This is a genomic window from Streptomyces sp. NPDC001068, from assembly GCF_042897315.1.
Lineage (GTDB): Bacteria > Actinomycetota > Actinomycetes > Streptomycetales > Streptomycetaceae > Streptomyces.
The window spans coordinates 541,412-566,096 of the sequence record NZ_JBIAYD010000004.1 but is presented as its reverse complement, the minus strand read 5'-3'; the positions used below and the strand labels follow the sequence as shown (position 1 = coordinate 566,096).

Sequence of the window (24,685 nt, the reverse complement as noted above, 5' to 3'; positions counted from 1 at the left end):
GGCATGGATCTTGGACTGAAGGACCGGGTGTACGTCGTCACCGGAGCGACCCGCGGGCTGGGCAACGCGACCGCCCGCGAGCTGGTCGCCGACGGGGCGAAGGTCGTGGTGACCGGACGGGACGAGGAGCGGGTCGCGGCGGCGGCGGCCGAACTGGGACCGGACGCGGCGGGCCTCGCCGTGGACAACGGGGAACCGGACGCGCCGGAGCGGGTCATCGCGGCGGCCCGTGAGCGGTTCGGACGCTTCGACGGCATCCTCGTGAGCGTGGGCGGGCCCCCGGCCGGGTTCGTCGCCGACAACACGGACGAGCAGTGGCAGTCCGCCTACGAGGCGGTGTTCCTGGGGGCCGTACGGCTGGCGCGAGCGGCGGCCGCCGAGCTGGCGGACGGTGGTGTCATCGGGTTCGTGCTGTCCGCCTCGGTGTACGAGCCGATTCCCGGGCTGACGATCTCGAACGCGCTGCGGCCCGGGCTGGCCGGGTTCGCCAAGTCGCTGGCGGACGAACTGGGGCCGCGCGGGATCCGGGTGGTGGGGCTGCTGCCGTCGCGGATCGACACGGACCGGGTGCGGGAGCTGGACGGACTGTCGGCCGACCCCGGCGCCACCCGGCTGGAGAACGAGTCCCGGATTCCGCTGCGGCGGTACGGGAGGCCGGAGGAGTTCGGCCGGGTCGGCGCGTTCCTGCTGTCGCCCGCGGCGTCCTACCTGACCGGGATCATGGTGCCCGTCGACGGGGGTATGCGGCACGGTTTCTGACGGTCGTGCGCCCGCGCCCCCGCGACGGGGGCGCGGTGCCTGCCGCGTCGTCAGGTGACGCGCTCCGCACGGTGTCGCACGGACGTGAGCCGGACCTCCGCGGGGAGCTTCTTCAGGGCCGCCGACTCACGTGCGTGGTGCAGGGCCCGGGCCGTCAGCTCGTCCAGCGCCGCGCGCGGTGGCACGTCCGGGTCCAGCCGGAGCCACACCCGCACCCGCGGTGCCGTGCGGGTGCCCTGGAGGACCGCCTGGGCGTGGGCGACGCCCTGTTGGTGGGCGGCGTCCTCGGCCAGCACCGTCTCCAGGGCCCGGCCGCGCAGCAGCGCGCCCTCGCCGTCCCCGGTGTCCACCAGGACCTCGGTGAGCCGGCGTCGGCGCAGTTGTGCCGTCAGCCACCACAGGGACAGCAGGAGCACGACGGCCAGTGCGCCCAGCACCGTCGGCCACCACCAGCCCGCGTCACGGAAGTGGGTGCGCCGGGCGGTGCTCAGCAGGACGTCGTGACGGCCGTCGTGGATCCACCAGGAGGGCGTCGGGGCGCCGAGGCCGACGGCCAGGACCGAACCGCCGAGGACCACGAGCACCAGCCCCGCGAGGCCGACCAGTACGCGGTTGATCGTCGTGCGCATCGCTCATCCCTTCCTGCCGGGTCGGACGACGTGCAGGCCCAGCCTGGGCGGATGGGCCAGGCCCAGGCCGTCGATCGCGTCGTGGAGCGCCGTGTCGAGGTCGGCCCGCACCTCGTCGAGTTCACGGAAGTGGGAGACGGCCAGGACGTGGGCACGGGAGCGGCTCAGCCGTACGCGTACCCGGCGTACGCCCGAGATCTCCATGGCCCGGTCGCGCAGCGTGGTGGCGGCCGCGTCGCGGCGCAGCCCGGCGCGCACGTCCGGATCGCTGCGGCGCATCGGCAGCAGGTCCCGCAGGCCCGGCGTGGCGGCCAGGGCGAGCAGCCACAGGCCGAGGACCGCGGCGACGCCCGCGCCGACCAGGACCCAGTTGTCGTCGAGGGGCCGTGTCGCCAGTTGCCCGGCCAGTGCGCGGCGCCAGTGCATCGCCGGGTGGTGCGCGCGGACCGCGCCGATGTCGTAGAGGAAGGCGGCGGACGCCACCAGGACCACGAAGGCGACCAGGGCCGCGGGGGCGCGGCGCGGCGACCAGAAACGGGACGCGTGACCGGCCGGGGGCGGCGCGGCCTCGGGCGGCCTCTCGACGACCTCTGTGCGCTCGGTGCTCATCACGCCCTCCCCGGGCTCTGGGCCGGATGCAGCCGTTCGACGTGCACGGCGACCTCCCGCACCTCCATGTCCACCAACGCGCCTACCCGCTCGACCACATGTCGACGCACGGCCGCGCACCGGGCGCCGATGGCGGACGGATAGTCCAGTTCGAGGTGGACGCGGACCCGGGCGGTGCCGTGGTGGACCACGACCGTGGCGTGCGGGGGCACGGCGTCCCTCGGGAGGGGGCCGAGGACCTCGCGGGCCGCCTGGGCCGCGATCTTCGCCACCACCCGGTCGGCGATCCGGACGGCCCCGCGGTCGCCCGGCGCCACGACGCTCGCGGGCCGTCCCGTCGCACCGCTCGCGCCGGTCATCGCCGACGGTCCCGGCGGTCGTCGCGGCTGCGGAAGAAGTCGCCGGGTTCGAGGTCCCCCTCGGCGAACCTGCCGGCGACGAACCCGACGGCGCCCAGCGCCGCCACCAGCAGGAAGGCGCCGAACCCGCCGAAGTACCCGGCGAAGCCCAGCGCCATGCCGGCGATCATGCCGACCACGGCCAGGTTCATGGTGAGCTCCCCTCAGCCGTCACTGGAGCCGGCTCTCCGGTTCCTCTTCCTCTTCCTCGGGCAGTTTCACGTCACTCACCGCGATGTTGACCTCGACCACCTCGAGGCCGGTCATGCGCTCGACCGCCGCGATCACGTTCTCCCGCACCGCGCGGGCCACGTCGGCGATCGACACGCCGTAGTCCACGACGATCTCCAGGTCGAGCGCGGTCTGCACCTCGCCGACCTCGGCCTTCACGCCCCGGCTGACCGACTTGGAACCGCCCGGCACCCGGTCGCGCACCACGCCGAAGGTGCGGGCCAGTCCGCTGCCCATCGCGTGCACGCCGACCACGTCCCGGGCCGCGAGTCCGGCGATCTTCTCCACCACTCCGTCGGCGATCGTGGTCCGCCCGCGGGTCGACGGGTCACCGCCTCCGCGCCGGACGGTCCTCCGGGTCCCCAGCGTCGGGTCCTTCGGGTCCTTCTCCGGCTCCGCCGTCATCTCCGTCATCGCCGTGCGCCCCTTCCGATCGTGGTCCTGCGACCACGTTAAGTGCGGATGCCCCCCTCCCGCCCCGGTGATGCGGCAGGCTGGAGCAATGTCCGCCGGACCGGGGGAACGGCACGGAGCGGCGCCCTCCGGCCGGGCCGGGGCGGTGGCGGTGGCGGTGTCGGAAGGGGTGCGGCTGTCGGCCCGCGGCCGGCCGGGCCCGGGACGGTCGCGGTGTCCGAAGGGGTTGCGGCTGTCGGCCGCGGCCGGCCGCGGGTGCGACCGGTCCCGGCCCGCCCGCGCCGGGCTACTCGCCGACGCCCGCGAGGTCCCGCAGCCGCCGGGCCTGGGCCTGCCGTTCGGCCGCCCGCTGCTCCTCGTAGGTACGGTCGCCGGCGCCCCGCAGCAGCGCCTTGGTCTCCACCACCGCGTCCCGGGGCGCGGCCAGCAGCGCCCCGGCCAGGTCGCGCACGGCGGCGTCGAGGTCGGCGGCGGGCACCGCGAGGTTGGCGAGCCCGGTCGCGACCGCCTCCTCGGCCTGGACGAACCGCCCGGTCGCGCAGATCTCCAGTGCGCGGGCGTAGCCGACGAGTGAGACCAGCGGGTGGGTCCCGGTGAGGTCGGGCACCAGGCCGAGGCTGGTCTCGCGCATGGCAAACCGCACGTCGTCGGCGACGACGCGCAGGTCACAGGCGAGGGCCAGCTGGAAGCCGGCGCCGATGGCGTGGCCCTGCACGGCGGCGATCGACACCAGGTCGTTGCGCCGCCACCAGGTGAACGCCTGCTGGTATTCGGCGATGGTCGCGTCGAGCCCGGCGTCGTCACGGCGCGCGAGTTCGATGAAGGTGGGCTCGCCCGGGATGCCCTCCGGCGAGAACATCTGCCGGTCGAGGCCCGCGGAGAAGGACTGGCCCTCACCGCGCAGTACGACGACGCGCACCGACCCCGGCAGCGACCTCCCGGCCTCCGCCAACGTCCGCCACAGTGCGGGGCTCTGGGCGTTGCGCTTGGCCGGGTTGGTCAGTGTCACCGTGGCGAGCGCGTCTTCGACGGTGAGCCGAACGCCGTCCTTGTCGAGAACAGGAGCGAGGTCCTGGTCGGGCGAAGCCATGGGGCGCCTCCGATGTGTGCGGTCATCACGCATTGCCGTGGGGCATGCTAAGTGACTGCACAGTAACCACCCGGTCGATCAGTCGGCCGACCGGGTGGCCACCATCGAAGCCGGTGGGCCGCCCGGGGTCAGGACGCGGCTTTCTTGCCCCGCGTCGCCCCGCCACGCCCACGCAGCGTGACACCCGACTCGCTGAGCATCCGGTGGACGAAGCCATACGAGCGGCCGGTTTCCTCGGCCAGTGCCCGGATGCTCGCACCGGAGTCGTACTTCTTCTTCAGGTCTGCCGCGAGCTTGTCGCGCGCGGCGCCGGTCACCCGGCTGCCCTTCTTCAGAGTCTCGGCCACCCGTGCCTCCTCATGGGAAGTGCGCTCTGGTCCCCTCATGATCACCCCTCCGGGGCCCGATGGCCACCCATTCGGCAAGGTCCGTGAGACATCGTTGTGACGACAGGAGCGCATCCCCACAAGCGGAATCGTCACTTCCAGCGGGTGGTGTCCGTGGGGCCGAACGGGTTGTCCCGCGAAGTGCCAGGTCAGGGACGAGAGACGGCCGACCCCTGTCGACAAAGGGATCGGCCGTGAAATCGGTGTATGACACACCTCGATACGAGGAGATCTCACACAGATGATGGATCACCGATAAGCCGAATGATCCATAGCCAGTGGATCAGGCATTCGATCAAACCAGGACGACGGGTCCGCCGGTCAGGCGAGCGCCACCAGGTCCGCGTAGTCGGCGCCCCACAGGTCCTCGACGCCGTCGGGCAGCAGGATGATCCGTTCGGGCTGGAGCGCCTCGACGGCGCCCTCGTCGTGGGTGACCAGGACGACCGCGCCCTTGTACGTGTGCAGGGCGCCGAGGATCTCCTCGCGGCTGGCGGGGTCGAGGTTGTTGGTCGGCTCGTCGAGGAGCAGGACGTTGGCCGAGGAGACGACCAGCGTGGCCAGGGCGAGCCTGGTCTTCTCGCCGCCGGAGAGGACCCCCGCGGGCTTCTCGACGTCGTCACCGGAGAACAGGAACGAGCCCAGCACCTTGCGGACCTCGACGAGGTCCATGTCCGGGGCCGCCGAGCGCATGTTCTCCAGGACCGTGCGGTCCGGGTCCAGGGTCTCGTGCTCCTGGGCGTAGTAGCCGAGCTTGAGACCGTGCCCCTCGATCACCTCGCCGGTGTCCGGCTGCTCGACCCCGCCGAGCAGCCGCAGCAGGGTGGTCTTGCCGGCGCCGTTGAGGCCGAGGATGACGACCCGCGAGCCCTTGTCGATGGCCAGGTCGACGTCGGTGAAGATCTCCAGCGAGCCGTACGACTTCGACAGGCCCTCGGCGGTCAGCGGCGTCTTGCCGCAGGGCGCCGGCTCCGGGAAGCGGAGCTTGGCCACCTTGTCGGAGACGCGCACGGCGTCCAGGCCGGCCAGCAGCTTGTCGGCACGGCGGGCCATGTTCTGGGCGGCGACCGTCTTGGTGGCCTTGGCGCGCATCTTGTCGGCCTGCGAGTGCAGCGCGGCCGCCTTCTTCTCGGCGTTGGCCCGCTCGCGCTTGCGGCGCTTCTCGTCGGCCTCGCGCTGCTGCTGGTAGAGCTTCCAGCCCATGTTGTAGACGTCGATCTGGGAGCGGTTGGCGTCCAGGTAGAAGACCTTGTTGACGACCGTCTCGACCAGGTCGACGTCGTGGGAGATCACGATGAAGCCGCCGCGGTAGGTCTTCAGGTAGTCGCGCAGCCAGACGATCGAGTCGGCGTCGAGGTGGTTGGTCGGCTCGTCCAGCAGCAGCGTGTCCGCGTCCGAGAACAGGATCCGGGCCAGCTCGATACGGCGGCGCTGACCGCCGGAGAGCGTGTGCAGGGGCTGGCCGAGCACCCGGTCGGGCAGGTTGAGCGCGGCGGCGATGGTGGCGGCCTCGGCCTCGGCGGAGTACCCGCCCTTGGTGAGGAACTCGGTCTCCTGGCGCTCGTACTGCCGCAGCGCCTTCTCGCGGGTGGCGCCCTGGCCGTTGGCGATGCGCTGTTCGTTCTCGCGCATCTTGCGGATCAGGACGTCGAGGCCGCGCGCGGACAGGATGCGGTCGCGGGCGAGCACGTCGAGGTCGCCGGTACGGGGGTCCTGCGGGAGGTAGCCGACCTCGCCGGAGCGGGTGACGGTGCCCCCGGCGGGGGTGCCCTCGCCGGCCAGGACCTTGGTGAGGGTCGTCTTGCCTGCGCCGTTGCGGCCGACCAGGCCGATACGGTCGCCCTTGGCGACACGGAAGGTGGCGTTCTCGATGAGGATGCGGGCGCCGGCGCGCAGCTCGATACCGGAGGCGGAGATCACGGACAGACTCCAGGGCGTACGGGGTTCGACGGGTGGGCGGCTGAGGACGTTCCCGCCGTCTAATGCGCGAGGAGAATGGCCATGGGCCAAGTCTAACGGGGCGGCGCAAGCGCTTTTGCGGTGCGCGGGTGTTCGGGGCGGGTGCCGGGGAGGTCGTTGCCGAGGGGCGCGCGGTGCGGCACGATCCGCCCGAGGTCGTCCACGGCGATGAGCTGCGCGGTCCAGGCGCCGTCCGCGCAGGGCTGGGCGATCAGCAGGGCACGGCCGTGACGTACGGCACGTTCGGGCCGGAACGCGCAGCCCGCGCGGGCGGGCAGCACCCAGCGCAGGTCGCCGTCGGCGGTGCGGTAGGCGGCGATGCGGGCCGGGGTGACGACCGCGAGGATGCCGCGCCCCAGGGGCCGCAGGACGCCGGCGCCGCCCTGTCGCCGGAGCCAGCCGGTGGCCGCGGGCAGGGCCCGGTGCCAGCGGACGGTGCGGCCGTCGGTGTCGGTGACGAGACCGTCGTCCCAGACGGCGATGGCGTGCCCGCGCGCGGGCAGCACGCTCAGCGGACGCCGCCCCGCGCGCGCGTAGCGCCACCGCAGGATCCGCCCGTCGTACGCCTCGACGGCCGCCCCGCGGGCCCGCGCGCCGGCCGCCGCCGGGCCGGGCGTGAGGTGATCCCCGTAGGGCACGGGCCGGACCTGCTGAACCGCGCAGAGCAGCGCGCCCGCCACGAGGAGAGCGAGGGCGGCGGGGAGCAGGCGGCGGGCGAGGGTCCCGGACAGCGGGCGCCGGACGGGGAGACCGCACGGGAGGGGGGCCTGGGGGCGGCGGTCCGCGGGCGCGGGGGCCCGGGGGCGGCGGGCGGCCCTGGCGGGGGGATCGCGCGGGGAGTCGTCGGCGGTGGCGGGGGGCGGGGTCGTCCCGGGTCGCAGAACGGGCACCGCCACCCCCTTCGGCGCCCGGTCGGGCGTCCTTTTCCCATGGATCAGGCGCAGAGCGTAGCCACGGCCGCGATCAGGGGGTGGGCGTGACGCGGGGGCGGGCCCGGACGTCGCCCGATCGGGCGTTCGTCGGCCCATCGACGGGAAGTGACGGCCGGGATGGCGCAAGGTGGATGCAGGGGACGGTGTGAGCAGAAGGCGGTGCCCCATGCAGTTCGACGACGACGCGAACCTGGACACCTCCGAGGTCCAGGACGTCCGCAGCAGCCGCGTCCCGGGCGGGAAGGCGACCATCGGCGGCGGCCTGGCCGGCCTGATCGCACTGATCCTGGCGCTGTTCTTCGGTGTCGGACCAGACCAGCTGGGTCTCTCCTCCGGCGACAGCGCGCCCTCGCCCGCCTCCTCCTCGCTGGCGCAGGTCCAGCAGAGCTGTCATACCGGACGGGACGCGAACACCAGGGACGACTGCCGGATGGTGGCGGTGGTCAACAGCGTGCAGGACTTCTGGAAGCAGGAGTTCCGGCAGCGCGGGGGCACCTACACGAACGCCCCGACGGTGTTCTTCACCGGCCGGGTCGCCACCGCGTGCGGCACGGCGACCTCCGCGGTCGGACCGTTCTACTGCCCGGGTGACCGGAAGGTCTACCTGGACCTCGGGTTCTTCGACGAGCTGCGGACCAAGTTCGGCGCCAGCGGCGGCCCGTTCGCGCAGGCGTACGTGGTGGCGCACGAGTACGGGCATCACGTGCAGGACCTGATGGGCACGCTGAGCAGGTCGCGGGACAACATGACCGGCGTGAACAGCAACGCGGTGCGGGTGGAGCTCCAGGCCGACTGCTACGCCGGGGTGTGGGCGCGGCACGCGACGACCACGAAGGACGAGTCGACCGGGCGGCCCCTGATCACCAGCCTGACGGACGCCGACATCCGGGACGGCCTCGACGCGGCGGCGGCGGTGGGCGACGACCGCATCCAGGAGCGGTACCAGGGCCGGGTGACGCCGGAGACGTGGACGCACGGGTCGGCGCAGCAGCGTCAGCAGTGGTTCTACCAGGGGTACCGCACCGGGGACATGGCGCGGTGCGACACCTTCCGGTGAGCGGCGCGGCCCCTTCGTCCGGGGCGTTGTCGGTGCCGGGTGCCAGACTGTGCGGCAGACCGGACGAAGGCTCTCGGGGGACCGGCACACAAGGGGAGTGATCGGGCATGGCAGACACGACCGGCGGACGGCCGAGCATCTATCCGTCACTGCTGTACACGGACGCGAAGGCGGCGATCAAGCAACTGACGGAGGCCTTCGGCTTCACCGAGCTGTCGGTGTACGAGGGCGAGGACGGCCTGGTGCTGCACGCGGAGCTGGTGCAGGGCAACGGCGCGATCATGCTGGGCTCCAGGGGCCGCGGCGGGCGCTTCGACGCGGCGATGGAGGGCGCGGGCCCGACCGGGGTGTACCTCGTCGTGGACGACGTCGACGCACACCACCAGCGGGCCGTGGACCACGGCGCGGAGATCCTGATGCCCCCGACCGACCAGGACTACGGTTCGCGGGACTACATGGCCCGGGACGTCGAGGGCAACATCTGGAGCTTCGGCACCTACGCCCCGGAGATAACGGCCTGACCCACCCGCCCCGCCGTCCGCCCCGTCAGCCTCCGGTGTGCACCTGGAAGGCGGCCCGGCGGACGGCCTTGGCCAGCGCCGGGTCGGGGTGGGCGGCGGCGAGCGCGACCAGGACCTGCACGGTCCGGGGGTGACCGACGGCGCGCACCTCGTCGAGCAGTGCGGGGACGGTGGGCTGGAGCGCCGACTCCAGGTGGCGGACCAGCATGGGCGCCTCACCGTGGTCGGCGACCGCGGCGGCCGTGTCGACCCAGAGCCAGGTGGCCTCCTCGCGGGTGAGCACCTCGTGGGCGTCCTCGGGGTCGGCCCCGTCGTGCTCGGCCAGCCACAGCAGGGCGTACGGCCGCAGGGTCGGCTCGTCGACGACCGCGTGGACGTCCGGTTCGGCGGGGGCGCCGACCACGCGCAGCGCCTCGAAGGCGAGACCGCGCAACAGGGCGTCCTCGCCGCGGGCGGCGGCGACGAGTTCGGCGACGGCGCTGCCGACGGGACGGGCGGCGAGCCAGGCCCGGTACTCCGCGCGAGCGGCGTTCGGGCGCAGCTGGGCGCAGCCGCGCAGCATCTCCTCGGCGGCGACCTCGATGTTCCCGGCGGGGCTCTGCGCGGCCACGCAGATCTGCTCCAGCTTGACCCAGACCGCCCAGCTGCCCAGCGGGGTGAGGGTGGCCTGGCCGGCACCGTAGGTCAGCGCGCCGACGGATGCGAGGGCGTGCAGGGACCAGTCGAGGAGGGGAGCGAGCTCGGCGTCCTCGGCGGGGGCGGGGTCCTCGGCCGGCACCCGTCCCGCCGGGTGGCTGCCGGTGGCGGGCACCGCGGTGACGGGGGCGGCGGACCCCGGCGTGCCGTCGGTGCCGGTCCCGGTCTCCGTGTCGTAGGAGACCTCGCAGCGCTCGGTGCGCAGCTCGGTGACCCGCTGTCCCAGCAGGTCCAGGAGCTGCTCGACCGGGACGGGACCGGCGGACAGCTGGAGGAAGGAGAGCACCTGGGGCATGGCCGAGACGACCTCGGCGACGGCGGCGGCCTCGAACTCCGCGGGCTCCGGATGGGCGAGCGACCAGGCGTCGAAGAGGGCCACCCAGCCGCGCAGCACGGCACTGTCGTCGCGGTCCCAGGCGCGCAGGCGCCAGCCGGGGCGGGCGCTGTCGCCGTGCACCTCGACCAGGCCGGCGAGCCGGGCGGTGTCCCAGTCGGCGCGGATCTGAGCGACGGTCAGACCGAGATCGCCGGACGCGCGTTCGGCGGACGCCTCGGAGAGGGTGGCCTTGCCGTCGGCGGTCGCGCCGTCGCTGCCCGGACCGAGGGCCGTGTCGGCCCAGTGGGCGACTCGGGCCGCTCCGGCCAGCCCGGACCGCGCCATTCTGGCCAGCTCGGCGGGGGCCGGGGTGCCCTCGGGCGGGCGGGGTGCGGGGCGGCGCGCGGGCCGCTGGTTCATCGCTCGGGGGGCTGCGGCCAGGGGTCGCGTTCGGACGAGTCGAAGCCTTGAGTCGCGCGGGATACGGGACGTCACGGGTGCAGTCTTCCGGTTGACGGTCCGAAAACCCAAACGGAATGTCACGGCGGGCGACGGGGCTGGCCAACGCACGGGGTCCGAACGGAGGCGAGGAGACATGTTCAGGCCAGTGGTACGGCCTTAAACGGAACCCTCGGGACCGCCTGGAACCGGGGCCTCCGGCCGGTGTCGGGGCGGGGTCGGGGCGAGGTCGGGGACGGGCGTCACGCGCGGCAGGAGTCACGGCGGTACGGCGGTGCGACCGGAGAGACCGGAGGAACCGCCGGAGGGAGCGCCCCGCGCGGACGTCACATCAGGGGTGTGAGGAATCGGCGGAGCCGCTCCTCGTACTGCTGGGGGTCGGCGTTCCACATGGCGCCGTGCGGGGCGTCCGGCACGGTGTGCAGGGCGATGAGGTCGGGGCGCCGCGCGGCCAGCCGGCGGGAGTACCCCCACGGGGCCACCGTGTCGTCCGGGCCGTGGACGATCAGGGTGGGCACGGTGAGCTGCTGCGGGTCGACCGGCGCGCCGACGTGGTCGGTGTACAGGCCCGCGCGGCCCTGGGCGGCCCGCACGGCGAGCGGGAGCAGCGGGTCGGGGGTGTGCCGTGCCTGGGCGAGGGCCCGCAGGGTGGCCTCCCAGCTGAGCACCGGCGAGTCCAGGATCAGCCCGGAGACGCGTTCGCGCAGCGCCGAGTGGACGGCGGCCAGCAGCGCCATGGTGGCGCCGGTGGACCAGCCGTACAGGACGACACGGCGGGCGCCGTAGCGGACGGCGTAGCGGATCGCCGCGTCCAGGTCGCGCCACTCGCTCTCGCCGAGGTGGTTAAGGCCGTCCGGGGAGCGCGGGGCGCCGAGGTCGCCGCGGTAGGCGAGGGCGAGGACGGGCAGGCGCCTGCCGTGCAGGAACCGCATGACGTTCATCGGGAGCTCGCGGGTGGCGCCCAGGCCGTGCACCGCGATCACCCAGGTGTCCCGGTAGCCGGGCACGAACCAGGCGGGCAGCGAACCGAGTTCGCCCGGAATGTCGATGTCCGCGTAGTCCAGGCCGAGGGCCGCGCCGGGGTTGCCGATGTGGACGTTGGGGGTGAGCCAGACCTTGTCGCCGGTTTCCAGCGCGCCGTGGGTCACGCTCTCCAGTCGTCGCACGACGGTGTCCGGTGTGTCCGCGGCGGACTCCAGGACGGCTCCGACGACCGCGTGCGAGCCGTCGCCGGCCAGGCCGTAGGTGCCGGGGCGCAGCGAGGCGAGGTCCCGGGTGAGGGTGATCCGGCCCGCCGCGGTGCCGTGCACGGTGAGGCGGGGCTCGGTGGGCAGGGGCCGGCCGGGCGGTGCCTTCAGCGCGGCGTCACTCGCGAACCGTCCCGCGGCCACGCTGGCCGCGCCGGCGGCGAGTACGGCACCGACGGCGGCGGCCGTGACTTTGACTGGGCGCACCTGTCCAGTGTCGGGGCGGACCGGGACGGCGGCCAGTGGAGAGGCGCGGCGCCGGTGGCGTGAACGGGGCTCGCGGGGCGGGCGGGGGTTGGCGCGTACTCCCGGGAGACGGGACGGGAGGGGGCTGGCGCATACCCCCGGGAGACGGGACGGGAAGGGGCTGGCGCATACCCCCGGGAGACGGGACGGGAAGGGGCTGGCGCATACCCCCGGGAGACGGGACGGGAAGGAGGCCGTCCGGTCGGCGCCCTTCGTCGGCGCCTATCCCTCCTGCCGGCCGTAGCCCCGCAGGCGCTCCCCCGCGTCGGCCAGCTGCTCGGGCGAGAGCAGGGTCGGGGTCCGGCCCGGGATCGAGGACGCCGTCAGCCACAGGCGGCACATCCACTCCAGCTGGGCCGTGCGGTCGTAGGCCTGGGCCAGGGTGGTGCCGTAGGTGATCGCGCCGTGGTTCTGGAGGAGGCAGCCGGAGCGTCCGGTCAGGGCGCGGAGCGTGTTCTCGGCCAACTCGTCCGTGCCGTATGCCGCATAAGGGGCGACTCGGACGGCTCCGCCGAGGGCGGCGGACATGTAGTGGATCACCGGAAGCTCCGGGACGAGCGTCGAGACGGCCGTCGCGTGCACGGCATGGGTGTGCACGACGGCACCGGCGTCCGTGCCGCCGTAGATGGCCAGATGCATCGGCAGCTCGCTGGTGGGGGCCAGGGTGCCCAGCACCTGACGGCCGAGGAGGTCGACGCCCGTCACGTCGTCGGGGGTGAGGCGGTCGTACGGCACGCCGGACGGCGTGACCAGCACGGTGTCGCCGACGCGCACCGAGACGTTGCCGGAGGTGCCGACGACCAGCCCGTCGGCCACCGTACGACAGGCCGTGGCGACGAGTTCGCGCCAGGCGGCCGTCTCCTCCGCGCGCACGTCCCGTCTTCGCGGCTGCGAGACACCTCGCCCGCCACCCTGTCCGTCCCGCCCGTCCCGCTCGTCCCGCCGCCGTTCAGCCATGATCCGATCCTGCCAGCCGACGCCCCAACCGGCCTGTGCGGCAATGCACTTTAGGCCGGACGCCCCGGATCCAGTAGAGCGCAAAGCAGCACAAAAACAGCCATTCCGCAGCTTGGCCGAAGATCGCCGATGATCCGTCGATCTTCCAATAGCCTCTGGACGATTTGTCACAGACGTCGCCATTCCGGGGGGATTCATGGCCCGTGACCGCTTCCTGCCACGCCCGCGCCACCGGCGGCACCGCGCCCGCACGCTCGCCGCGGCCGTCCTCGCCCTCTGCCTCGCGGGAGCCGCTCCCGCGCTCGTCGGGACACCGGCGTCCGCGGCGGACCTGCCGGCCGGGCACGACGTCTCCTCGCACCAGAAGAACGTCGACTGGCCCCGCGCCAGGGCGGAGGGCGCCATGTTCGTCTACATCAAGGCGACGGAGTCCACCGGCTACCGCAACCCGTACTTCGACCAGCAGTACAACGGTTCACGCGCGGCCGGGATCATGCGGGGCGCCTACCACTTCGCCCTGCCCGACCAGTCGTCGGGCGCCCGCCAGGCCGCGTACTTCGTGAGCCACGGCGGCACCTGGAGCGCGGACGGCTGGACCCTGCCGCCGGCGCTCGACATCGAGTACGACCCGTACGACAGGAAGCACCGCTGCTACGGCCTGAGCCGCTCCGGGATGGTCCGGTGGATCAGGTCCTTCAGCGACGAGATGAGGCGGGAGACCGGCCGGCGGCCGGTGATCTACACAACCACCCACTGGTGGAACCTCTGCACCGGCGGCAGCGGCGCCTTCGCCGCGGACCACGCCCTGTGGATCGCCCGGCACGGCTCGGCGGACGCGGGCACGCTGCCGGGAGGCTGGTCGCGATGGACGTTCTGGCAGTACGACAACCGCGGCGGCCTGCCGGGTGACCAGAATCTCTTCAACGGATCGGCGGGCCGGCTGAAGGCGTTCGCCGACGGCCGCTGACCAACGGACGAACGGGCCGCCGGGCCCGATTCGGTACGGCGGCCCGGCCCGTCCGCGCGCCCGGATACTCCACAGACGTCACCAGACACCACAGGGACCATCTCAGTTCACCTTCCGTTCATTCAGGTTTCCTACGGTCCAACAGCTGATGACCTCTAAAGATTGTCTGGGTAAATGGAAAGCTTCTCGCTGATCCTCGCGATTGTGGTGGTGACCGCACTCGCGTTCGATTTCACGAACGGTTTCCACGACACCGCCAACGCGATGGCCACGACCATCTCGACCGGCGCGCTCAAGCCCAAGATCGCGGTGACCATGTCCGCCGCGCTCAACCTGGTGGGCGCCTTCCTCTCCGTGGAGGTCGCCAACACGATCTCCAAGGGCCTCGTCGACGAGAACGGCATCCGGCCCGAGGTCATCTTCGCCGCCCTCGTCGGCGCGATCCTCTGGAACCTGGTGACCTGGCTGGTGGGCCTGCCCTCCAGCTCCTCGCACGCCCTGATGGGCGGCCTTGTCGGCGCCACCGTCGCCTCCGCCGGCTTCGGCGCGGTGCACGGCGACGTCCTGGTCACCAAGATCCTGCTGCCGGCGGTCGCCGCTCCCGTCGTCGCGGGCCTCGCGGCGATGCTCGCCACCCGCCTTTCCTACGGGATCGGCGGGAACGCCGACGACAACGCCACCCGCAAGGGCTACCGCGCCGGCCAGATCGCCTCCGCCGGCCTCGTCTCACTCGCCCACGGCACCAACGACGCGCAGAAGACGATGGGCATCATCACCCTCGCGCTGATCGCGGGCGGCTCCGTCGCGCCCGGCTCGAACCCTCCCACCTGGGTCATCCTCTCCGCCGGCCTGGCGATCGCGCTCGGCACCTACATCGGCGGCTGGCGGATCATCCGCACCATGGGCAAGGGCCTGACCGACCTCCAGCCGCGGCAGGGCTTCGCCGCCCAGACCAGCGCGGCCACCGCCATCCTGGCCTCCTCCCACCTCGGCTTCTCGCTCTCCACCACGCACGTCGTCTCCGGCTCCGTGATGGGCGCGGGCCTGGGCCGCAAGGGCGGCACGGTCCGCTGGTCCACCGCGACCCGCATGATGGTCGCCTGGGTGCTCACCCTCCCCGCGGCCGCGGCCGTCGGCGCGCTCGCCGAGTCCGTGACCGACCTCGGCGACTGGGGCACGGCGGCCGTCGCCGTCTTCCTCGTCGCCGCGAGCGCCGCGATCTGGAAGCTCTCCCGCCGCCAGGTGGTGGACAGCGCGAACGTCAACGACACCGACGGCACCGAGCCGTCCGGCGTGGTGACCGCGGCGATGGCCGCCGTGACCCCGCCGCCCGCGGGCCCGGTCGCCGACGCCCTGACGGCCACCATCCCCTCCCCCGCCGCTCCCGCCGCCGACCCGGCCGCGACCGTCTGACACCCGAGGAAGAACCCGACATGAACATCGACTGGGCAGCCATCGGCTCCGTCTTCGGCGTCAGCCTCGTGGTCACCGTGGGCATGGTCGCCCTCTTCACCCTCGGCATCAAGGGCCTGTCCGCCCGCGAACGCGCCACGGCCCAGGGCGACTCCGCGGCCCTGGCCGTGACCGCCGCCTACCTGTGCTTCGCGGCCTGCGCGGCCGTCGTCGCCTACGGCATCCACCTGATCGTCGCCAAGTCCTGACCTACGCCGAGTCCTGACCGTCGCAAGGTCCCGGCCGTGGCAACGGCCCTGCCGGACCGGTCGCCGGCGGCCTCCGAAGGCTCCTTCCCGATCCGTCGGGAAGGAGCCTTCGACATGCCCCACGAACCCCGCTGGACCACCGGTGTGGGCCTTCCCACACACTCCCCTCGCAGGTCAACGGCAAGTTGACGGCTCTTCCGGGGGCGTGGTGGACTTCCGGAGCCAAGTACGGCGGCAAGAGAGGAAGCCGGTGCGAATCCGGCGCGGTCCCGCCACTGTCACCGGGGTAACAACCCCCGGGAGCCAGGAACTCTCACCGCCGGTCTCGTCGAACCAGGGCGTGGACACCCTGAGTGAGGACATATCGCCATGCGCGGCTGCCGAACGAGGTTGAGTACCCGGACCGTTCACGCCCCCGCGGCCGGCTGAGCCGATGGGTGCCGGTCGCGTCTTCGCGTACGGCGCCGCCGCCGGCCTTCTCGGTGACCTGCTGCTCGGCGATCCTCGCCGCGGGCATCCGGTCGCCGCGTTCGGCCGGGCGGCAGGAGCCGTCGAACGGGTGCTGTGGCGGGACGACCGCGGCTGGGGCTCCCTGCACACCGCGGTCTGCGCCGGTGGCGCCGTGACGCTGGGCGTCCTGGCCCAGCGTGCCCTGCGGCCGTCCGCCGCCGCCTCCGTCGCGCTCACCGCGACCGCCACCTGGGCCGTGGTCGGGGGCACTTCGCTCGCCCGCGAGGCCGGTGCCGTCGGGCGCGCCCTGCGGGCCGGGGACGTCGAGGCCGCCCGGGCCCGGCTGCCCCATCTGTGCGGGCGCGATCCGCAGGCCCTGGACGCCGACGGGATCGCCCGGGCCGTCGTGGAGTCGGTCGCCGAGAACACCAGCGACGCGGTCGTGGGCGCGCTGGTGTGGGGAGCCCTCGCCGGGGTGCCGGGGCTGCTCGGGTTCCGGGCCGTCAACACCCTGGACGCGATGGTGGGTCACCGGTCCGCCCGGTACCGGCGGTACGGGTGGGCCTCCGCGCGGCTGGACGACGTGGCGGGATGGCCGGGGGCACGGCTCACCGCCGCGCTGGCGGCCGCCGCCGGCGACGACACCGCGGGAGCCGTGCGGGCCTGGCGGTCCGACGCGGCGAAGCATCCGAGCCCCAACGCGGGGCCGGTGGAGGCGTCGTTCGCGGGAGCGCTCGGGGTGCGGCTCGGAGGGACGCTGTCGTACGGGGGGCGCATCGAGCACCGGCCGGTGCTGAACGGGGAGGGACGGGCTGTGGAAGTCGCCGACATCGAGCGGGCGGTACGGCTGTCGCGCCGGGTGGGATGGCTGGCGCTCGGCGTGAGCGCGGCCGCGGCCCTGGCGCGCGGGGCGCTCTCGGGGAGGGCCTCATGAACAACGGCGGTCTCCTCGTCGCCGGTACCACCTCCGACGCCGGCAAGAGCGTCGTCACCGCCGGGATCTGCCGGTGGCTGGTCCGGCAGGGCGTCAGGGTCGCGCCGTTCAAGGCGCAGAACATGTCCCTCAACTCCTTCGTCACCCGCGAGGGCGCCGAGATCGGGCGGGCGCAGGCCATGCAGGCGCAGGCCTGCCGCGTCGAGCCGACCGCGCTGATGAACCCCGTGCTGCTCAAGCCGGGCGGCGAGCAGAGCAGTCAGGTCGTGCTGCTCGGCAAGCCGGTCGGTGAGCTCAGCGCGCGCGGCTACCACGGCGGACGGCGGCAGAAGCTGCTCGGCACCGTGCTCGACTGCCTCGCCGAGTTGCGGGGCACGTATGACGCGGTGATCTGTGAGGGGGCGGGCAGTCCGGCGGAGATCAACCTGCGCCGGACCGACATCGTGAACATGGGGATCGCGCGCAACGCGCGGATTCCCGTCCTCGTCGTCGGCGACATCGACCGCGGGGGCGTGTTCGCCTCCTTCTTCGGCACCGTCGCCCTGCTCTCGCCCGAGGACCAGGCCCTGGTCTCCGGGTTCCTCGTCAACAAGTTCCGTGGCGACGTCTCCCTGCTGGAGCCGGGCCTCGACATGCTGCACGGGCTGACCGGACGCCGGACGTACGGCGTGCTCCCCTTCCGGCACGGGCTCGGGATCGACGAGGAGGACGGGCTCAGGGTGTCGCTGCGCGGGACGGTACGGGAGTCGGACACCGCGCCGCCCGTCGGCGAGGACGTGCTCCGGGTCGCCGTCTGCGCGATCCCCCTGATGTCCAACTTCACCGACGTGGACGCGCTGGCCGCCGAACCGGGTGTCGTGGTGCGGTTCGTGGACCGGCCGGAGGAACTCGCCGACGCCGACCTCGTCGTCGTCCCCGGTACCCGGGGCACGGTCCGCGCCCTGGAGTGGCTGCGCGAGCGGGGGCTCGCGGAGGCGTTGCGCCGCCGGGCCGCCGAGGGGCGGCCCGTGCTCGGGGTCTGCGGCGGCTTCCAGGTCCTCGGGGAGCACATCGAGGACGAGGTGGAGAGCCGGCGGGGGCACGTGGACGGACTGGGGATCCTGCCCGTACGCGTCCGGTTCGCCCGGGAGAAGACACTGACCCGGCCCGTCGGCGAGGCCCTCGGCGAGCGGGTCGAGGGGTACGAGATCCATCACGGGGTCGCCGAAGTCACCGGCGGAGAAGCCTTCCTGGACGGTTGCCGGGTCGGACAGACCTGGGGCACCCACTGGCACGGCTCCCTGGAGTCGGACGGTTTCCGCCGGGCCTTCCTGCGCGAGGTCGCGGCCGCCGCGGGCCGCCGGTTCGTGCCGGCCCCCGACACCTCGTTCGCCGCGCTGCGCGAGGAGCAGCTCGACCGGCTCGGCGACCTGATCGAACAGCACGCGGACACCGACGCGCTCTGGCGGCTCATCGAGTCGGGCGCGCCGCAAGGACTGCCTTTCATTCCACCGGGAGCGCCCGCATGAGCACTGTGTTGTTGTTGTCGACCGCCGACACCGATCTGCTGGCGGCCCGGGCCGCCGCCGGTGCCGACTACCGGATCGGCAATCCGACGCGCGTCGACGTCGCGGCGGAGCTGCCCGCGCTGATCGCGGGCGCGGACATCGCCGTCGTACGGCTGCTCGGCGGCAAGCGGGCCTGGGAGGACGGGCTCGCCGCGCTGCGGGCCGCCGGGATCCCGACCGTGCTGCTCGGCGGCGAGGCCGTGCCGGACGCCGAGCTGATGGCCGAGTCCTCGGTGCCCGCCGGTGTGGTCGCGGAGGCGCTGCGCTATCTCGTCGAGGGCGGCCCCGAGAACCTGCTGGAGCTGTCCCGGTTCCTGTCCGACACCGTGCTGCTGACCGGTGAGGGGTTCACCGAGCCCCGGAAGATGCCCGAGTTCGGGGTGCACGGCGGTCACCATCTCCGGGAGGGGCGGCCCACGGTCGGGGTGCTCTTCTACCGGGCCCACGAACTCAGCGGCAACACCGCCTTCGTGGACACCCTGTGCGAGGCGATCGAGGCGCGGGGCGCCAACGCCCTTCCCGTGTACTGCGGTTCGCTGCGCGGCGCGGACGCCGGGCTGTACGAGATCCTGGCCGGGGCGGACGCGCTGGTCGCCACCGTGCTGGCGGCCGGCGGCACCCACGCCTCGCAGGCCTCGGCCGGCGGCGACGAGGAGGCCTGGGACGTCGGGGCGCTCGCCGACCTGAACGTGCCCGTGCTGCAGGGGCTGTGCCTGACCTCCTCCCGGCAGGCCTGGGACGACTCCGACGCCGCGCTCTCCCCCATGGACGCGGCGATGCAGGTCGCCATCCCGGAGTTCGACGGCCGTCTGATCACCGTGCCGTTCTCCTTCAAGGAGCAGGGCCCGGACGACGTCCCGGTGTACGTCGCCGACCCCGAGCGGGCCGGACGCGTCGCCGGGATCGCCGTCCGGTACGCCGGGCTGAGGCACAAGCCGAACGCGGACAAACGCGTCGCGCTGGTCTTCACCGCGTACCCGACCAAGCACTCGCGGGTCGGCAACGCGGTCGGACTGGACACGCCCGCCTCGGCGGTGCGAGTCCTCGACGCGCTCAGGGAGTCCGGCTACGGCGTCACCGAATACCCCTCGGACGGTGACGAGTTGATCCACCGTCTGATCGCGGCCGGCGGGCACGACGTGGAGTGGCTGACCGAGGAGCAGCTGGCCTCGGCGCCCGCGCGGGTTCCGCTCGCCGACTACCGGGCGTGGTTCGGGAAACTCGAACCCGGGCTGCGGGACGCGATGACCGAGGCGTGGGGCGAGCCGCCGGGCTCCCTCTACGTCGACGGGGAGGACATCGTCCTCGCCTCCCTGCGGTTCGGGAACGTCGTGGTGATGATCCAGCCGCCGCGCGGCTTCGGCGAGAACCCGATCGCGATCTACCACGACCCGGACATGCCGCCGTCGCACCACTACATGGCCGCCTACCGGTGGCTGGAGAACAGTTTCGGCGCCGACGCGATCGTGCACATGGGCAAGCACGGCACGATGGAGTGGCTGCCGGGCAAGGGGCTCGGGCTGGGGGCCGGCTGCGCGCCGGACGCGGTCCTCGGCGACCTGCCCCTGATCTACCCGTTCATCGTCAACGACCCCGGCGAGGGCACCCAGGCCAAGCGGCGCGGGCACGCCACCGTGGTCGACCACCTGGTCCCGCCGATGGCCCGTGCCGACACCTACGGCGACCTGGCCAAGCTGGAGCAGCTGCTCGACGAGTACGCGCTGGTCACCGACCTGGACCCGGCGAAGGCACCGGCCGTGCGGGCGCAGATCTGGACGCTGGTCAAGGCGGCCGAGCTCCACCACGACCTGCACGTGGACGACCAGCCGGACGACGCCGACTTCGACGAGTTCGTCATGCACATCGACGGCTACCTGTGCGAGATCAAGGACGTGCAGATCCGCGACGGCCTGCACGTCCTCGGCGGCGGGCCGGTCGGCGAGGCGCGCGTGAACCTGGTGCTGGCCGTGCTGCGGGCCTCGCAGGTGTGGGGCGGGCAGGCCAACGCGCTGCCCGGGCTCAGGGCCGCGCTGGCCGCCCACTTCGGCCTGGTCGAGAAGGAGTTGCTGGCCGAGCCCGGTGCGCCCGCCAAGGTGCCGGTGGAGCTGTCCGACCTCGTCGAGGGTCCGTCGCGCACGGCCGCCGACGCCGTCGACCTGCTGGAGCAGCTGTGCCGGCGGATCGCGGAGGGCATGGAGGAGCGCGGCTGGGCGGTCGCGGAGAGCGGTTCCCTCGTCCGTGACGTCGTCGGTACCGAACTCCCCGACGCCGTCGCGGTGCTGGAGTTCGCCTGCGCCGAGGTCGTGCCCAGGCTCGCCCGCACTACGGACGAGATCGGCCACATCCTCAAGGCCCTGGAGGGCGGTTACGTCCCGGCGGGACCGTCCGGCTCCCCCACCCGCGGCCTGGTCAACGTCCTTCCGACCGGCCGCAACTTCTACTCGGTCGACCCCAAGGCCATCCCTTCGAGGCTCAGTTGGGAGGTCGGCCAGTCGCTGGCCGACTCGCTGGTGCAGCGGTACCTGCAGGACACGGGCGAGTACCCGAAGTCCGTCGGGCTGACGGTGTGGGGCACCTCCGCGATGCGCACCCAGGGCGACGACATCGCCGAGATCCTGGCGCTGCTGGGCTGCCGTCCGGTCTGGGACGACGCCTCCCGGCGCGTCACCGGCTTCGAGGTGGTCCCGCCCGACGAACTGGGCCGGCCCCGCATCGACGTCACGGTCCGCATCTCCGGCTTCTTCCGGGACGCCTTCCCGCACGTGGTCGGGCTGATCGACGACGCCGTGCGGGCGGTCGCCGAGCTGGACGAACCCGCCGACCGCAACTACGTGCGCGCGCACGCCGACGAGGACACCGCCGAGCACGGCGACCGGCGGCGCGCCACCGCCCGCGTCTTCGGCTCCAAGCCGGGCGCGTACGGCGCGGGCCTGCTGCCCCTGATCGACGCCCGCAACTGGCGCTCGGACGCCGACCTCGCCGAGGTGTACGCCGTCTGGGGCGGGTACGCCTACGGGCGCGGGCTCGACGGGCGGGCGGCACGCGGGGACATGGAGACCGCGTTCCGGCGGATCGCGGTCGCCGCGAAGAACGTGGACACCCGCGAACACGACCTGGTCGACGCCGACGACTACTTCCAGTACCACGGCGGCATGGTCGCGATGGTGCGCCATCTCACCGGTGCCAGCCCCGAGGCGTACGTGGGCGACTCGGCCACCCCCGACCAGGTGCGGACCCGCACCCTCGGCGAGGAGACCCACCGGGTCTTCCGGGCCCGGGTGGTCAACCCGCGCTGGATGGCGGCCATGCGCAGGCACGGCTACAAGGGGGCCTTCGAGATGGCGGCGACCGTCGACTACCTCTTCGGCTACGACGCCACGGCCGGAGTGGTGGACGACTGGATGTACGAGAAGCTCAGCGCCGAGTACGTCTTCGACGCCGAGAACCGGGACTTCATGAAGAAGTCCAACCCGTGGGCGCTGCGCGGCATCACCGAACGGCTCCTGGAGGCCGCCGAGCGCGGCCTGTGGGCCGAACCGGACGCGGACACCCTGGAGCGGCTGCGCGCCACCTACCTGGAACTCGAAGGCGACCTGGAGGGCGACCAGTGACCACCCCCTTCCCCTTTACGGCCGTCGTCGGCCAGGACGACCTGCGGCTGGCGCTGCTGCTGAACGCCGTGTCGCCGGCGGTCGGCGGCGTGCTCGTGCGCGGCGAGAAGGGCACCGCCAAGTCCACCGCGGTACGCGCGCTCTCGGTGCTGCTGCCGACCGTGGACGTGGTCGCCGGCTGCCGATTCTCCTGCGACCCGGCCGCCCCGGACCCGGGCTGCCCGGACGGTCCGCACAACCCGCCCGGGGCGTTCGAGTCCCGTCCGGCGCGCATGGTCGAGCTGCCGGTCGGCGCCTCCGAGGACCGACTGGTCGGCGCCCTCGACATCGAACGGGCCCTGGCGGAGGGTGTGAAGGCCTTCGAGCCGGGCCTGCTGGCCGACGCTCACCGGGGCATCCTCTACGTCGACGAGGTCAACCTCCTCCACGACCACCTCGTCGACCTGCTGCTGGACGCGGCCGCGATGGGCGCCTCGTACGTGGAGCGCGAGGGTGTCTCGGTACGGCACGCGGCGAAGTTCCTGCTCGTCGGCACCATGAACCCCGAAGAGGGGGAGCTGCGGCCGCAGTTGCTCGACCGGTTCGGCCTGACCGTGGAGGTGGCCGCCTCGCGCGAGCCCGACCAGCGGGTGGAGGTGGTCCGCCGGCGGCTCGCCTACGACGACGATCCGGCGGGTTTCGCGGCCCGTTGGGCCGACGAGGAGGCCGCGGTCCGGCAACGGGTCGTGGCGGCACGGGCGTTGCTGCCGTCGGTGCGACTGGGCGACGGGGCGCTGCGGCAGATAGCGGCGACCTGCGCGGCCTTCGAGGTGGACGGCATGCGCGCCGACATCGTGATGGCGCGGACCGCCACCGCGCTGGCCGCGTGGGCCGGGCGGACGGACGTGCTGGCGGAGGACGTGCGCCAGGCCGCGCTGCTCGCGCTGCCGCACCGCAGGCGCCGCAACCCCTTCGACGCGCCCGGACTCGACGAGGACAGGCTGGACCGGACGCTGGAGGAGTTCTCCGGCGAGGACGAGGCCGAGGCCGCGGACGAGGACGAGGATCCCGATCCGGACGGTCCCGGCGGGGGCGGCGGCGGGCCGGCGCCCGACGACGGCGGGCCGCAGGGCGGTGACACGGGCGCCCGGCCCGAGCCCGGCGAGGACGGCGAGCCGCAGGCCCCGGGCGGGTCCGGCGAACAGGCGCCCACGCGGTCCGCCGAGCCGTTCCGCACCAAGGTGCTCACCGTGCCGGGGATCGGCGCGGGCGCGGCCGGACGGCGCTCCCGGGCCCGCACCGAACACGGCCGTACGACGGGTGCGCGGCGGCCCCGGGGTGCCCTGACCAAGCTGCACCTGGCGGCCACGGTGCAGGCCGCGGCCCCGCACCAGCGGGCGCGGGGGCGGTCGGGACTGGGCCTGGTGGTGCGGCGGGACGATCTGCGGCAGGCGACCCGGGAGGGGCGCGAGGGCAACCTCGTGCTGTTCGTGGTCGACGCGTCCGGGTCGATGGCGGCCCGGCAGCGGATGAGCGCCGTGAAGGGGGCCGTGCTGTCGCTGCTGCTCGACGCCTACCAGCGGCGGGACAAGGTGGGTCTGGTGACCTTCCGGGGTTCGGCCGCCGAGGTGGCGCTGCCGCCGACCTCGTCCGTGGACGCGGCCGCGGCCCGCCTGGAGGCGCTGCCGACCGGCGGCCGTACCCCGCTGGCGGCCGGGCTGCTCAGGGCGCACGACGTGCTGCGGGTGGAGCGGCTGCGGGATCCGGCGCGCCGGGCCCTGATGGTCGTGGTGACGGACGGACGGGCCACCGGCGGTCCGGAGCCGGTCGCCCTGGCCGGGCGGGCGGCCCGGCTGTTCGCGGCCGACCAGGTCGCCTCGGTGGTCGTGGACTGCGAGTCGGGGCCGGTACGGCTCGGGCTCGCCGGGGAGCTGGCGAGTGAGCTGGGCGGCACGGCGGTGACGCTCGGCGAGTTGCGGGCGGACTCCATCGCCGGGCTGGTCAAGGACGTGCAGAGGAGGGCGGCGTAGTGCCGCAGGGACAGCCGAGTGTCGTACCGGACGACGGCCTGACGACTCGTCAGCGCCGCAACCGGCCGCTGGTGGTCGTGCACACGGGCGTCGGCAAGGGGAAGTCCACCGCCGCGTTCGGGCTCGCGCTGCGCGCCTGGAACCAGGGGTGGCCGATCGGGGTGTTCCAGTTCGTCAAGTCGGCGAAGTGGAAGGTCGGCGAGGAGCGGGCGCTGCGGGTGCTCGGCGACTCCGGGGAGGGCGGGACCGTCGCCTGGCACAAGATGGGCGAGGGCTGGTCCTGGGTGCAGCGCGACGCGCAGATGGACAACGAGGACAAGGCCCGGGAGGGCTGGGAGCAGGTCAAGCGGGACCTGGCGGCCGAGACGTACCGGCTGTACGTGCTGGACGAGTTCGCGTACCCCATGCACTGGGGGTGGGTGGACACCGACGAGGTCGTCGAGGTGCTGCGGAACCGGCCCGGGGACCAGCATGTCGTGATCACCGGGCGGAACGCGCCGGAGAAGCTGGTCGACCTCGCCGACCTCGTCACCGACATGTCCAAGGTCAAGCACCCGATGGACGTCGGGCAGAAGGGGCAGAGGGGCATCGAGTGGTGAT

Annotated in this window: 23 protein-coding genes and 1 riboswitch; of the genes, 11 read left to right on the top strand and 12 right to left on the bottom strand. The window is 73.5% G+C overall.

What is annotated here, in order from left to right; genetic code table 11:
- The first annotated feature begins 3 nt into the window (after positions 1 to 3).
- Positions 4 to 759, top strand: a complete 756-nt coding sequence (locus ACFY3I_RS14850; RefSeq protein WP_365283586.1) for an SDR family oxidoreductase — start codon at positions 4 to 6, stop codon at positions 757 to 759.
- Between the two features lie 50 nt (positions 760 to 809).
- Here the strand turns inward: ACFY3I_RS14850 and amaP are convergent, their stop codons facing one another.
- The 9 genes from amaP to ACFY3I_RS14805 all read right to left on the bottom strand — a co-directional run bounded on the left by amaP (position 810) and on the right by ACFY3I_RS14805 (position 7,365).
- On the bottom strand, positions 810 to 1,388 hold the full coding sequence (gene amaP / locus ACFY3I_RS14845) for an alkaline shock response membrane anchor protein AmaP (protein ID WP_365283584.1): 579 nt from the start codon (positions 1,386 to 1,388) through the stop codon (positions 810 to 812).
- Positions 1,389 to 1,391: 3 nt separating this feature from the next.
- A complete protein-coding gene (locus ACFY3I_RS14840; protein WP_365283582.1) occupies positions 1,392 to 1,997 on the bottom strand; it encodes a DUF6286 domain-containing protein in 606 nt (201 codons plus the stop codon).
- Positions 1,997 to 2,356 carry a hypothetical protein gene (locus ACFY3I_RS14835; RefSeq protein ID WP_365283580.1) on the bottom strand — a complete coding sequence of 120 codons (360 nt, stop codon included), beginning with the start codon at positions 2,354 to 2,356 and terminating at the stop codon, positions 1,997 to 1,999. Before ACFY3I_RS14835 ends, ACFY3I_RS14840 begins: the two co-directional genes overlap by 1 nt.
- Entirely contained in the window at positions 2,353 to 2,547 is a 195-nt protein-coding gene (locus tag ACFY3I_RS14830; RefSeq protein WP_351326119.1) for a hypothetical protein, read from the bottom strand. Before ACFY3I_RS14830 ends, ACFY3I_RS14835 begins: the two co-directional genes overlap by 4 nt.
- Before the next feature lie 19 nt (positions 2,548 to 2,566).
- A complete protein-coding gene (locus ACFY3I_RS14825; protein ID WP_390860851.1) occupies positions 2,567 to 3,040 on the bottom strand; it encodes an Asp23/Gls24 family envelope stress response protein in 474 nt (157 codons plus the stop codon).
- 286 nt (positions 3,041 to 3,326) lie between these two features.
- A complete protein-coding gene (locus tag ACFY3I_RS14820) occupies positions 3,327 to 4,130 on the bottom strand; it encodes an enoyl-CoA hydratase/isomerase family protein (RefSeq protein WP_390860850.1) in 804 nt (267 codons plus the stop codon).
- Between the two features lie 128 nt (positions 4,131 to 4,258).
- A complete protein-coding gene (locus ACFY3I_RS14815; protein WP_046727957.1) occupies positions 4,259 to 4,477 on the bottom strand; it encodes a helix-turn-helix domain-containing protein in 219 nt (72 codons plus the stop codon).
- A 360-nt stretch (positions 4,478 to 4,837) separates the two neighbouring features.
- A complete protein-coding gene (locus ACFY3I_RS14810; protein WP_365283574.1) occupies positions 4,838 to 6,436 on the bottom strand; it encodes an ABC-F family ATP-binding cassette domain-containing protein in 1,599 nt (532 codons plus the stop codon).
- Between the two features lie 92 nt (positions 6,437 to 6,528).
- Positions 6,529 to 7,365: a hypothetical protein gene (locus ACFY3I_RS14805; protein ID WP_390860849.1), complete on the bottom strand. Its 837-nt coding sequence runs from the start codon at positions 7,363 to 7,365 to the stop codon at positions 6,529 to 6,531.
- A gap of 208 nt (positions 7,366 to 7,573) precedes the next feature.
- Between ACFY3I_RS14805 and ACFY3I_RS14800 the strand changes: the two genes are divergently transcribed.
- Both ACFY3I_RS14800 and ACFY3I_RS14795 read left to right on the top strand, forming a co-directional pair.
- Positions 7,574 to 8,464, top strand: coding sequence for a neutral zinc metallopeptidase (locus ACFY3I_RS14800; RefSeq protein WP_365283570.1), 891 nt, complete (start codon positions 7,574 to 7,576; stop codon positions 8,462 to 8,464).
- Between the two features lie 107 nt (positions 8,465 to 8,571).
- Positions 8,572 to 8,985, top strand: a complete 414-nt coding sequence (locus ACFY3I_RS14795) for a VOC family protein (protein WP_390860848.1) — start codon at positions 8,572 to 8,574, stop codon at positions 8,983 to 8,985.
- 25 nt (positions 8,986 to 9,010) lie between these two features.
- Here the strand turns inward: ACFY3I_RS14795 and ACFY3I_RS14790 are convergent, their stop codons facing one another.
- The 3 genes from ACFY3I_RS14790 to ACFY3I_RS14780 form a co-directional block, all read right to left on the bottom strand.
- A complete protein-coding gene (locus ACFY3I_RS14790) occupies positions 9,011 to 10,417 on the bottom strand; it encodes a hypothetical protein (RefSeq protein WP_365283566.1) in 1,407 nt (468 codons plus the stop codon).
- Positions 10,418 to 10,782: 365 nt separating this feature from the next.
- A complete protein-coding gene (locus ACFY3I_RS14785; RefSeq protein WP_390860847.1) occupies positions 10,783 to 11,910 on the bottom strand; it encodes an alpha/beta hydrolase in 1,128 nt (375 codons plus the stop codon).
- A 261-nt stretch (positions 11,911 to 12,171) separates the two neighbouring features.
- Positions 12,172 to 12,906, bottom strand: coding sequence for a class II aldolase/adducin family protein (locus tag ACFY3I_RS14780; RefSeq protein WP_390860846.1), 735 nt, complete (start codon positions 12,904 to 12,906; stop codon positions 12,172 to 12,174).
- A 196-nt stretch (positions 12,907 to 13,102) separates the two neighbouring features.
- Here ACFY3I_RS14780 and ACFY3I_RS14775 point away from each other — a divergent pair, with 196 nt between their 5' ends.
- The 8 genes from ACFY3I_RS14775 (at position 13,103) to cobO (ending at position 24,684) form a co-directional block, all read left to right on the top strand.
- Complete coding sequence (locus tag ACFY3I_RS14775; protein ID WP_390860845.1) at positions 13,103 to 13,873, top strand: lysozyme; 771 nt, start codon at positions 13,103 to 13,105, stop codon at positions 13,871 to 13,873.
- Positions 13,874 to 14,047: 174 nt separating this feature from the next.
- Complete coding sequence (locus ACFY3I_RS14770) at positions 14,048 to 15,286, top strand: anion permease (protein ID WP_390860844.1); 1,239 nt, start codon at positions 14,048 to 14,050, stop codon at positions 15,284 to 15,286.
- Between the two features lie 20 nt (positions 15,287 to 15,306).
- The gene (locus ACFY3I_RS14765) at positions 15,307 to 15,534 is read left to right on the top strand and encodes a hypothetical protein (RefSeq protein WP_365283556.1); all 228 of its coding nucleotides are present in this window, start codon (positions 15,307 to 15,309) and stop codon (positions 15,532 to 15,534) included.
- A gap of 191 nt (positions 15,535 to 15,725) precedes the next feature.
- Positions 15,726 to 15,868, top strand: a riboswitch (cobalamin riboswitch).
- A 99-nt stretch (positions 15,869 to 15,967) separates the two neighbouring features.
- Positions 15,968 to 16,918 (top strand): cobalamin biosynthesis protein, encoded by a 951-nt coding sequence (locus ACFY3I_RS14760; RefSeq protein ID WP_390860843.1) that lies wholly within the window; start codon positions 15,968 to 15,970, stop codon positions 16,916 to 16,918.
- The gene (locus ACFY3I_RS14755) at positions 16,915 to 18,426 is read left to right on the top strand and encodes a cobyric acid synthase (protein ID WP_390860842.1); all 1,512 of its coding nucleotides are present in this window, start codon (positions 16,915 to 16,917) and stop codon (positions 18,424 to 18,426) included. Before ACFY3I_RS14760 ends, ACFY3I_RS14755 begins: the two co-directional genes overlap by 4 nt.
- Positions 18,423 to 22,076, top strand: a complete 3,654-nt coding sequence (gene cobN, locus ACFY3I_RS14750; protein ID WP_390860840.1) for a cobaltochelatase subunit CobN — start codon at positions 18,423 to 18,425, stop codon at positions 22,074 to 22,076. The genes ACFY3I_RS14755 and cobN overlap by 4 nt, the downstream gene beginning before the upstream one ends.
- Positions 22,073 to 24,085 (top strand): putative cobaltochelatase, encoded by a 2,013-nt coding sequence (locus ACFY3I_RS14745; protein WP_390860839.1) that lies wholly within the window; start codon positions 22,073 to 22,075, stop codon positions 24,083 to 24,085. Before cobN ends, ACFY3I_RS14745 begins: the two co-directional genes overlap by 4 nt.
- The gene (gene cobO, locus ACFY3I_RS14740) at positions 24,085 to 24,684 is read left to right on the top strand and encodes a cob(I)yrinic acid a,c-diamide adenosyltransferase (protein WP_390860837.1); all 600 of its coding nucleotides are present in this window, start codon (positions 24,085 to 24,087) and stop codon (positions 24,682 to 24,684) included. Before ACFY3I_RS14745 ends, cobO begins: the two co-directional genes overlap by 1 nt.
- Position 24,685: the final 1 nt, after the last annotated feature.